Raw genomic sequence first — 10,067 nt, forward strand, 5'->3', positions numbered from 1 at the left:
TTGGAGGTAAAAGATGGGATTATCTTATGGTGCATTAGCGGGACTAATAGCTGCCATTGCATTTTTAATTTTAGTACTTTTCACAATTCCAGTGCTTATACGTGCCGCGAAAGCGACTAGAGAAGCAGAAAAAACGATCCAGAGTGCTAACGAGTCAATTCAACAGGTTACTGGGGATGTTAATGATTTACTTCATCAGACTAGTGATTTGCTTGATAAAACTAATGTCTTGCTAGCAGATGTTAATGTTAAAATGAAAACTATTGATCCTGTTGTGCAGGCAGCAGCTGATTTAGGCGAAAGCGTTTCAGATGTCAACACATCTACCAGAAAGATGGCAAAGCGTTTCAATAATTTTCATTGGAAACGTAACGGGTTGATGTCATCTGCTTTAGCATCAGTGTTTGCACGGCATAAGCGGCGTAAAGGTGAAGATTAAGTAAAAGGAGTTACTTTTATGAAAAAGTTTGCAAGTTTTGTTTTGGGAACAATTGTCGGAAGTGCGGCAGGATTTCTTGCCGGTTCATTTTTAGTTAGTGATGACCAAATTGATGAATTAAAGAAAAAAGTTAAGAACAATGAAACCGTTCAAGACTTAAAGAAAAAATATGATAATGGTACTGAAGTTGTGAAAAACCAACTGGCTTCATTCCCTAAGAATGTTGAGGATGATTCAGAATTAAAGGATTTTGATGATATCGTCATTGATAATTCGAAAGATGAAGATTTAAAGAATAAAGATGTAGCAGAAGACTTACATCATGCTGAAGCTCCAGATAATTTAAATCATCCCGAACCTCCAAAGTCTGAAAGACCAGAGGATGCACCAGCAGATCCATTTGACAGACCGTAAGTAATTATTTATAAAAATGGCACTAGCAGATTAATATTTCTGTTAGTGCCATTTTTTCGTAACAAAATTGCTGTTTTACAAAGGCAGAATCTTTAGTTCTTTACTGGTATGAGTAAATGGTTCATAGCCGTTTTTAGTTACAACACCACAATCTTCGATTCTAACACCTGCTACATTTGGAATATAAATTCCTGGTTCGATTGAGAAACACATGCCCTCCTCAATAATTAAATCGTTGCCTTGAACGATTGACGGGTATTCATGCACTTCTTTGCCAATTCCGTGACCCAGACGGTGAATAAAGTACTCACCATAACCAGCTTTAGTAATAATGTCACGTGCAACACTGTCAAGCTCTGAAGCAGTCATTCCTGGCCTAACAGCTTCAATTGCAGCTTGTTGGGCTTCGCGATCAATTTCATAGATTTCCTTTTCTTTGGCTGATGGTTCACCATAGGCAACTGTTCTACTGGAATCAGAAGCATAACCGTTATGCATAGTGCCCAGATCGAACAATACCAGTTCGTTAGGCTTAACTTTGTTCATAGTAGGACCTAAATGAGGATTAGCAGCGTTTGCCCCGGCTTGCACAATTGTTTCAAAACTTTCGTGCATAACTCCTTTTTGAACCTTAAGTTGGTACTCAATTTGTCCAGCGATGTATCTTTCAGTTACACCGTTTTTAATCGCATCAAAACCAATTTGAAATGCAAAGTCGGCTTCACGTCCAGCAGCTTGTAATTGCTTTATTTCTTCTGGAGTTTTGTAGAGACGAATTTTTGCAACAAAATTAGAAACGTCACCGTCAAAATTAGCATCAGGAAATTGTGCGTGAATGAGTTGATAATGAGAAACAGACAAATTGTTTTTCTCAAGAGCCCATTTTTGGTAGTCCTTAGTTCTGCCTTTTACCTTGTCAGCGATAATCTCCCAGGGATTTTCTGAATCAAGATAGCCGTACACATCGCCATTCCAGGCTGAATTTTTGGCTTCTTCAACGTTTAATGCAGGAACAAAAACGAAAGGATCTTGATCTTTGAACGCTAAAAGAGCGAAAATCCGCTCATGTGGTTCCATGTCATATCCGGTAAAGTAAGCAATTGTAGTTGGATTAGAGATATAGGCAACATCGTTATCGGAACTTTGCAGCCATTCTTGTAATTTGGTTAAATTCATAGCTTCTTCCTTCTATTCAAAATGTATAGTTAATGCAAGTATATCATGTTCTTGTCTTGAAAAAATGAAAGAATAGCTGTAAACGTTTGCACTTTTTGAAAAATCATGATAAATTTTATACTAGTAATTGTAAAATGGGGGAACAAAAAGAATGCGTAAACAAGAAATTACAATTTATGATGTTGCTCGTGAGGCTAAAGTCTCAATGGCCACAGTTTCACGAGTGGTTAATGGCAATACTAACGTGCGTAAAGACACACGTGAGCGGGTGATGAAAGTAATTAATAGGCTGCATTACCAACCAAATGCTGTGGCACAGGGTCTGGCATCTAAAAGAACAACCACAGTGGGGTTAATTGTACCTGATTTGACCAATCTTTATTTTGCCGAATTGTCAAAAGGTATTGATGATATAGCTCTGTTATACAAATATAATATTATTATTACCAGTATTGAAAATCGCTTAATGAGAGAAGATCAGGCAATTCAAGGTTTACTTAATAAACAAGTAGATGGTGTAATTTACATGTCTGATAGTTTGCCTGAGGAAGCAGTTACTGCATTTAAACGGACTGATACTCCGGTTGTTTTGGCTGGAACCAAAGACAGTCATAGTGAATTTCCATCAGTTGCCATAGATTACAAAAAAGCAGATACAGAAGCTCTGAACCTGCTTTATAATGACGGTAGGAAGAACTTGGCGCTAGTTATAGGCAACCCAGACACGGTAGTCAATGCCCAAGAAAGAATACCTGCTTATAAAAAGTTCATGAAAGATCATAATTTGGGCGAAGGTCATATTTATTCTAATATTAAGGATCACTCTGATGGCTATAATTTATTGTCACAATTAGAACAAGATGGCATTGACGGTGTGATCGTAACACGTGATGTTGCTGCGGTAGGCTTACTCAATTCTGCTATTGACGCCGGTAAAAAAGTACCTGCTGACCTAGAAATAATTACAGCAAGTGCTACACAAATTGCTTCGGTTGTACGTCCGGCATTAACAGCTGTTCGTCAGCCACTTTATGATATTGGTGCAGTTGCTATGAGAATGTTAACTAAACTCATGAATAATGAAGAAGTACCGGAAAAACAAATAGAATTGCCTTATGAAATATTGAAAAAACAGAGTACTACAAATGAATAGAATAATTTAGTCACATAAAAAGTGCCGCATGTTAGCCATGCAGCACTTTTTTGCTGGTTATTTTCTGCACCTTTTTTATCTGTTGCAGTATATTTAGTGTTTTGCCGGATTGCAGCGGCAAGTATTCTGTTAATGCAATATTGGAGTAACGGCTCATGCGTGGTAATTGCCGGTAGTTCTGCCAGCTTGTTTCGCCGAAAAAGCCATAGAAAAGAATATCACGGGCCTTGATCCAACCTAAAGAGGTATAAAGCCACATACTTTTAGGGCTGCCATTAAAATTCTGAATTTTATAAAGAGTATTGATGGGCATAAATTTTTCGGTTCTAGCTTGGTTATCTGGGTAACGATAGATTCGGACATTTTTTTCCGGCTTAGCCAAAATTTGCTTATTTTGATAAGGTGCAATCTCTTCAGGCTTGAGATCCATATTAACAAACTCTGCTGAGATAAATGTTTGGTTGGCAATTTGATAGTAAAGCTGATTATGTGCTCTGACGCCGTACATTACTTCGAACTTTTGGCCGGGATAGACATATTTATTTTGTCTGTCCTGCACATACGGGTTCATCATTGTTTTAGTTTTCTTCTTACCGAAATAGATACCATTGCGGTGAATATCGTATTTTTTAGTGCCTTCTTTAGCTAACTTATACTTAAAGCCGGTACTGGGAAAATTGGTAACAACCCCATCAACGTTTTTATTAATCAGCCACTGCCATAAATCAGGGGATTCATCCATTTCAGTCCACACAAAGACTTGTTTATTTAATTGATGCAGCCAGTGGATCAGCCAAGCATGGTTTAAAATCAAATCAGAAGAAACATTGACTGCATTTACTTGGGGCAAATTGCTGAAGTTCATTCGTTTCAAACTGCCAACGATTAGTATTAAATATGCGTCAGGGATGATTTTGCGAAAATGAAATAAGCTGGCTGCAGAAAAAGAGTGGATCATAACTCTTTTTTCCATATGGTATTTTTTGATTGTTGCTGCGATTTTGTCTTCTAGTTCATAAGACGGCTCTAACGAATGATCAATTTTGGTTTCCAAAATAAATTTAGTATTAGGTCGTTTTTGATAGTATTCAAATAACTGTGGTAAACTCAGCACATGTTCGCCATTATCATAGGTAAGTTGGCTAAGTGCTTCCCAGTTATTTTGTGATACAATTGCATGTGTATGGGTCACTCGAAATAAGTCGTCGTCATGTGAAATAACTAACTCACCGTCTGCAGAAAGATGAAGGTCAAGTTCGACATAATCGGCTCCTGAATTAAAAGCAGAGTTGTCACTTTGAATGGTTTCTTCAGGATATTTACTGGGATCTCCCCGGTGTCCAACGACAGTGAAACCACAAGTTGTTATGAATATGATGCTAAAAATGAGAGCCGTAATAATATGGCTTTGATATTTCATGTGTACACCTCTGTTGTTTACTACAATAGCATGGTTGCACATTTTTTGCTATATGTCACAGATTTAATTTATGCGGGGAATATTAATGAATGAACAATATGAAGAATTGGATTTAATTGAAGAAATTGTGCGTAATGATGGCAGCAAGTATTTTGAAATATCTAATATTGATCAAAATGGCATCGCCGAACTGGCTGCTGACCGGGGAAAGATTAAAAGCGTACGTATCTTACAATTAAATATTCCGCGTACTAAAGCTCTGATTACTTATGAAGAATATATTAATAAGACTTATAAACTTGAAACTTTGACAAATGAAGATGATTGGAAAAATCCCGACTGGGTTGAATGGCAGAAGCCAAAAGGCAAAATTTTAGACGCCTATAATATGGTATTAAAATCGAATCAAATAGGATAGAGAAAAAATGGAAAAAATCCGCATCTTACATACTAATGATTTACATTCTCATTTCGAACATTTTCCTAAAATTGGTCGCTACTTAAGAGAAGCACAAAAAGATAAGTCCGTCGACCAGGTTTTTACTTTTGATGCAGGGGATTTTATGGATCGCTCCCAGCCATTAACCGATGCCACTTATGGTCAAGCTAATATCAGATTAATGAATACTTTTCATTACGATGCGATTACTATCGGTAATAATGAAGGCATCTCTAATTCACATGAAGTAGTCGAAAAATTGTTTGATCATGCTAATTTCCCGGTTATTCTGGCTAACTTGCGTGAAGAAGATGGTTCAATGCCGCACTGGGCGGTGCAATATAAGATATTAACTACAAAAAAGAAGACGCGTATTGCGCTAATTGGTTTAACCGCAGCTTATCCTCTTTCTTATGAACCTAATCACTGGCACGTTAAAATGCTAAAAGAAACTATGGACGAAGTTTTACCCCAGATTAAAAATCAATATGATGTTTTAATTTTAATAACTCACATTGGTTTAAACATGGATACTTTTTTAGCCAAAAACTATCCTGAAATTGATTTGATTGTTGGGGGTCACAGTCACGACTTACTGCCACATGGTAAAAAAGTCAAAGATGTCTGGATAACGCAAACGGGTAAATGGGGCAATTATGTTGGTAATACCTATGTGGAAATTGATGACAACCATCATGTTAAAAAAATAACCCCGCATGTTGAGCCAACAAGTTTGATGAAATCGCATTTAGCTGATGAAGAGACGATTTTAAACTACAGGCAAAGTGGTAAAGAAATTTTGAGCCGCGAGCTTGTCGCTGATTTGCCTGAAAAATTTAATGATGATAAAGAAGCAGCTATTCAAGTTTCCATGAATGCAATTGCAAATTTTGCCGGAACCGATTTGGCTATGTTAAGTTCGGGCTTGTTCTTAACGCCTTTTAAAAAGGGTGTTTTAACTAAATATGACTTGCAAAAAGCACTGCCACATTCAATGCACGTTGTTCGATCGACATTAAAGGGGAGTGATCTTTGGCGTTTAATTATGGAAATAGAAAAAAACCGGCACTTTTTAGATCATTTTCCATTACAGGGAATGAGTTTTCGGGGAAAAATCTTTGGGCAAATGTATTATAAGGGAATTAAATTTGACCCGATGAGTAGAGTGGTTTTTGTAAATGGTAAAGAGGTTGATCCTTATCAAGAATATCAAATTGCCGTTTTAGACCATTACGTTTTAGTGCCATTTTTCCCTACTTTAGCAATTGTGGGCGATAATGATTTTCTCTTTCCGCAATTTTTACGCGAGGTAATTGGCAATTATTTAGCACAAAAATATCCACTGCAAGGAAGTGAAGTAAATGGTAGAGCAAAGTAGCACTAATAAACAAAAAGAAAATAAATTTGAGCAGGAACAACCCTTGCGTCATCCCTTAGCTGCTGTAGCTTGGGATAAGGAACAATTAAAAATCAATAAACAACTTTACCAAGTAGTTGTCGATAAAGCAGCAGCTTTGGATATTGAGCAATTGCGACGCAAGTATGATCCATATTTGGATCAATACGATTTTATTGTTGGTGATGTTTCCAGTGGGCATTTAAGGTTGAAGGGCTTTTATCAAGATAATGTGCCAACAGCCCTAGACCGTAAAAAACAGACCATTGCTGACTATTTATTAGAGTACTGCAATCCTGGTGGACCATATTTTATCTTGCAACTTTTGAGCCCAGTGCATCATTATCATAATAGTAAACGTAAAAAGCGTCCTAATTCATATAAAAATCGCGGACAAAGTTTGCGCCGGAAAAATTCCAGTAAAGCAGTTAAACGTTATCGCGTTCGGCAAAGTCATATAAAAAAGCCTGAAACTGCACCTGTTAGAAAAGAACATGGCAGTCGTCATTCTTTTGTAATTAAAAAAAGAAAGAGTAGCAAATAGTGAAGAATTACCGTCTATTTTTAATTGATCTTGATGGCACAATTTATCGCGGTAAGGAAACTATTGCCTCAGGAGTTCGTTTTATTAAGCGTTTAGAAGAAGCGCATAAAGACTACCTTTTTTTGACAAATAACACCACGCGAACACCACAAATGGTAGTGGATAAGCTAAAAACTCATGGTGTTGCAACAGATACTGCTCATATTTATACACCATGTATGGCTACCATAAGTTACATTTTAAAATGCCAAAAAAAGCAGACAAATAAAATTGGTGTCTACTTAATTGGTCAGATTGGCCTCTGGCAGGAGTTTATCCAAAATCCTGCATTTGAACTTAATGAAACTAATCCTGAATATGTGGTAGTAGGGATGGATACCGATTTAACGTATCATAAAATTCAGGTGGCCGTTTCTGCTATTAGAAATGGTGCAACTTTCATTGGTACTAACGCTGATCTTAATTTGCCTAGTGAGAAAGGCTTGATGCCCGGCAATGGTTCGCAGTGCGCTATGATTGCGGCTTCAAGTGGACAAGAGCCTTTTTATATTGGCAAGCCTTCTTCTGTAATTATTGACATGGTTTTAGCCAAATACGGCTGTGCTAAGAGTGATGCGCTGATAGTTGGTGACAACTATGATACCGATATTAAAGCTGGGTTTAACAGTAAAGTTGACCAATTGCTGGTTACCACCGGAATAACGAAAGCGGCGGATATTGAAGGGAAAAGACAACCTACTATTTTGACTAATAGTTTGGATCAGGTTGAAATATGAGCAAAAAAAGTAATATATTAACTATCATTTATCATTTTATTTTTGCTGTTTCAAGTAGTGTTGTGGTCACGCTGGTTGCGAGCTGGCCCCTATTATTTGTCTTTGTTTTAGTGCAAAAGACTAACAAAACAGTAAATTTGTCAGTTAGTCAGGTGATGCATAATTATAACCAACTGTTGTGGTATTTGACTTGGCCGTTTAAGCACAAATTAAAAATGCAGAATCTGCCAACTTCAAGAATGGCAGCGCAGCATTTTGCTGATGTCAAAAAATTATTTGTTTTAGCAATTGTTGCTTTTATCTGTTGCATAGTAATTTATTTTTGGAGCAAGCATCATAACAAAAAAATATTGCGCTTGGATAAAATTTGGGCCCTATTATTTTTATTAATGCCAGTAGTTGTCTTGCCTTTTGCTTTGGCTAACTTTGACAACTTTTTCATTACTTTTCATCATTTGTTTTTTGCTGGCAGTAATACCTGGTTATTTGACCCTGCAACCGATCCGATTATTAATGTCCTTACTGAAGGCTTTTTTGCCTCATGTTTTGCTATTGCAGGCATTTCTTACGAATTATATTTTGCAAATAAGTTGCTGCAAAGATAAAAAAGGAGTTCTTAGTGGAACTCCTTTTTGTTTGTTATACGTTTTTTTAAGGCGACTATCAAAATTGGCAAGACAGAAATCAAAATAATTGCGATTAGCAACATTGAAAAATGATTTTTTACAAATGGGATGTTACCAAAAAAGGCACCTAACACAGTAAATAATCCACCCCAGATAATTCCACCAACTACATTATAGAGCGCAAATTTGCCGTAATGCATGCTGCTGCCGCCAGATATAAAGGGAACAAAAGTCCTAATAAAAGGGATAAATCTGCCGATTACAATTGTGATCGGACCGTGGCGGTTAAAGAAATTTTCGGCAGCCGCTCTATTTTTTTGATTAATTAGTTTATTAAACCAATTATGCTTAGACCCTTGTCTAACAGACCATGCGCCAATTTCATAATTACAGGCATCGCCCAACACGGCAGCCGTCAGTACGGCAAAATAAATCCACCAAATATTTAAATTGTATTTAGGGTTCACAGCTAATGAACTGGCGGCAAAGATGAGAGAATCCCCCGGTAAAAAGGGGAAGATAACTAGTCCAGTTTCAATAAAAATAATGGCAAAGATAATCAAGTATGTCCAGTTCCCAAATTGATTGACTATTTCTATTAAATGGTGATCAATGTGCAGAATAAAATTGATTATTGTCATAAACATCTCCTTAAATGCTGGTTGAATGTATCGTTAATGTCTTTTCTGGAAAGAGTGTGCGCATAATAGCAGCGACTGCAATCTGTGCCTCACCAAATCCTAATCCAATAAGCGGCACCCGTTCAGGATAAGTGACTACATCACCAACCGCATAAATACCAGGAATATTAGTTTCCATTGTGCGTGACACTTCTATATGGTTGTTAGTCAGATTGACACCCCACTTTTTAACAAATTGGTTATTAGCCCGGAAACCGTAAGCAACGACAATTTGATCAAATTTTGCAGAAATTATGTCGTTACTTCCCATTTCTTTCAAACCAATATTAAGTTGATTATCGCTAAGTTCAATTGATTTGGGAAGATATGGCGTCTTTATTTCAACATTTTTTAAATTTTGTAGTTTTTTGACGCTTGATTCTAAGCCGCGAAATACTTTTCTTCTATGTATTAGTTTTATTTTTGTACCTGGCTGGTTTGCTAATTCAATGGCCCAGTCAAGCGCTGAATCCCCGCCGCCAAAAACTCCTATTTGCTGGTGAGCAAAAATTTGCGGTTCTTTAACATAGTAGTGAATCTTTTTTTCGATCTCATTATCTACTTTCAACGGAAATTTTTTAGGGCTGAAAAATCCAGTGCCTGTCGCAATAATAATGCTTTTAACAATAAAGCTATTATCAATTACAAATTCTTTATTACTTTCTTTAATAGATTCAACGCGGTGATTTAGGATAAACTTTGCGTTATGTTCAGCATCTTTTTGCAGATTAGTAATTAATTCTTGGGCTGAAATAGAACTGTAAGATGGTATATCCAATATTTGTTTAAAAGGATAAAGTAATTTTGGCTGACCTCCTACTTCACTCAGTGATTCAAAAATTACTGTATTTAGCCCATGAAGATGAGCAAAATTGGCGCAGAATAATCCAACCGGACCTGCTCCTATAATTGCTAAATCAAATTTTTTAATTTTAAAAACTCCCCTCTAAACCTTGATATGACAACTTTATCATGAAAAAAGAAGTAAGTCACTTTAAGAAATT

General features: G+C 36.6%; 12 protein-coding genes. 8 read left to right on the forward strand and 4 right to left on the reverse strand.

The features are described 5' to 3' along the window. Positions 1-13: 13 nt before the first annotated feature. On the forward strand, positions 14-439 hold the full coding sequence (locus JF73_RS02100; RefSeq protein ID WP_046326798.1) for a DUF948 domain-containing protein: 426 nt from the start codon (positions 14-16) through the stop codon (positions 437-439). A gap of 18 nt (positions 440-457) precedes the next feature. Continuing rightward, the gene (locus JF73_RS02105) at positions 458-853 is read left to right on the forward strand and encodes a hypothetical protein (protein ID WP_046326799.1); all 396 of its coding nucleotides are present in this window, start codon (positions 458-460) and stop codon (positions 851-853) included. A 75-nt stretch (positions 854-928) separates the two neighbouring features. Here JF73_RS02105 and JF73_RS02110 read toward each other — a convergent pair whose 3' ends face one another. Then, the gene (locus tag JF73_RS02110; protein ID WP_046326800.1) at positions 929-2,029 is read right to left on the reverse strand and encodes an aminopeptidase P family protein; all 1,101 of its coding nucleotides are present in this window, start codon (positions 2,027-2,029) and stop codon (positions 929-931) included. Positions 2,030-2,180: 151 nt separating this feature from the next. Here JF73_RS02110 and JF73_RS02115 point away from each other — a divergent pair, with 151 nt between their 5' ends. Next, positions 2,181-3,182 (forward strand): substrate-binding domain-containing protein, encoded by a 1,002-nt coding sequence (locus tag JF73_RS02115; protein ID WP_046326801.1) that lies wholly within the window; start codon positions 2,181-2,183, stop codon positions 3,180-3,182. Positions 3,183-3,213: 31 nt separating this feature from the next. On the opposite strand, the gene JF73_RS02120 is transcribed toward JF73_RS02115, so the two are convergent. Then, positions 3,214-4,602, reverse strand: a complete 1,389-nt coding sequence (locus JF73_RS02120; protein WP_046326802.1) for a glycerophosphodiester phosphodiesterase — start codon at positions 4,600-4,602, stop codon at positions 3,214-3,216. 85 nt (positions 4,603-4,687) lie between these two features. Here JF73_RS02120 and JF73_RS02125 point away from each other — a divergent pair, with 85 nt between their 5' ends. Genes JF73_RS02125 through JF73_RS02145 form a run of 5 tightly spaced genes read left to right on the forward strand, consistent with a single transcriptional unit; the run spans position 4,688 to position 8,362 of the window. Beyond that, entirely contained in the window at positions 4,688-5,020 is a 333-nt protein-coding gene (locus JF73_RS02125) for a hypothetical protein (protein ID WP_038521531.1), read from the forward strand. A gap of 7 nt (positions 5,021-5,027) precedes the next feature. Beyond that, on the forward strand, positions 5,028-6,419 hold the full coding sequence (locus JF73_RS02130; RefSeq protein ID WP_046326803.1) for a bifunctional metallophosphatase/5'-nucleotidase: 1,392 nt from the start codon (positions 5,028-5,030) through the stop codon (positions 6,417-6,419). Next, on the forward strand, positions 6,403-6,981 hold the full coding sequence (locus JF73_RS02135) for a YutD family protein (RefSeq protein ID WP_046326804.1): 579 nt from the start codon (positions 6,403-6,405) through the stop codon (positions 6,979-6,981). Before JF73_RS02130 ends, JF73_RS02135 begins: the two co-directional genes overlap by 17 nt. After that, complete coding sequence (locus tag JF73_RS02140) at positions 6,981-7,757, forward strand: TIGR01457 family HAD-type hydrolase (protein WP_046326805.1); 777 nt, start codon at positions 6,981-6,983, stop codon at positions 7,755-7,757. Before JF73_RS02135 ends, JF73_RS02140 begins: the two co-directional genes overlap by 1 nt. Then, positions 7,754-8,362: a TIGR01906 family membrane protein gene (locus tag JF73_RS02145; protein WP_046326806.1), complete on the forward strand. Its 609-nt coding sequence runs from the start codon at positions 7,754-7,756 to the stop codon at positions 8,360-8,362. Before JF73_RS02140 ends, JF73_RS02145 begins: the two co-directional genes overlap by 4 nt. An 11-nt stretch (positions 8,363-8,373) precedes the next feature. Here the strand turns inward: JF73_RS02145 and JF73_RS02150 are convergent, their stop codons facing one another. Both JF73_RS02150 and JF73_RS02155 read right to left on the reverse strand, forming a co-directional pair. Continuing rightward, a complete protein-coding gene (locus tag JF73_RS02150; RefSeq protein WP_046326807.1) occupies positions 8,374-9,024 on the reverse strand; it encodes a VTT domain-containing protein in 651 nt (216 codons plus the stop codon). Between the two features lie 10 nt (positions 9,025-9,034). Further along, a complete protein-coding gene (locus tag JF73_RS02155; RefSeq protein WP_071196425.1) occupies positions 9,035-9,994 on the reverse strand; it encodes an NAD(P)/FAD-dependent oxidoreductase in 960 nt (319 codons plus the stop codon). Between the last annotated feature and the right edge of the window lie 73 nt (positions 9,995-10,067).

This window comes from Lactobacillus helsingborgensis (genome assembly GCF_000970855.1).
Classification (GTDB): domain Bacteria; phylum Bacillota; class Bacilli; order Lactobacillales; family Lactobacillaceae; genus Lactobacillus; species Lactobacillus helsingborgensis.

Excerpts from the sequence above, each read along its gene's own strand:
- JF73_RS02150 (WP_046326807.1), bottom strand. The coding sequence starts at position 9,024 with ATGACAATAATCAATTTTATTCTGCACATTGATCACCATTTAATAGAA.
- JF73_RS02120 (WP_046326802.1), bottom strand. The coding sequence starts at position 4,602 with ATGAAATATCAAAGCCATATTATTACGGCTCTCATTTTTAGCATCATA.
- JF73_RS02100 (WP_046326798.1), top strand. The coding sequence starts at position 14 with ATGGGATTATCTTATGGTGCATTAGCGGGACTAATAGCTGCCATTGCA.
- JF73_RS02110 (WP_046326800.1), bottom strand. The coding sequence starts at position 2,029 with ATGAATTTAACCAAATTACAAGAATGGCTGCAAAGTTCCGATAACGAT.
- JF73_RS02105 (WP_046326799.1), top strand. The coding sequence starts at position 458 with ATGAAAAAGTTTGCAAGTTTTGTTTTGGGAACAATTGTCGGAAGTGCG.
- JF73_RS02145 (WP_046326806.1), top strand. The coding sequence starts at position 7,754 with ATGAGCAAAAAAAGTAATATATTAACTATCATTTATCATTTTATTTTT.
- JF73_RS02130 (WP_046326803.1), top strand. The coding sequence starts at position 5,028 with ATGGAAAAAATCCGCATCTTACATACTAATGATTTACATTCTCATTTC.
- JF73_RS02115 (WP_046326801.1), top strand. The coding sequence starts at position 2,181 with ATGCGTAAACAAGAAATTACAATTTATGATGTTGCTCGTGAGGCTAAA.
- JF73_RS02135 (WP_046326804.1), top strand. The coding sequence starts at position 6,403 with ATGGTAGAGCAAAGTAGCACTAATAAACAAAAAGAAAATAAATTTGAG.
- JF73_RS02125 (WP_038521531.1), top strand. The coding sequence starts at position 4,688 with ATGAATGAACAATATGAAGAATTGGATTTAATTGAAGAAATTGTGCGT.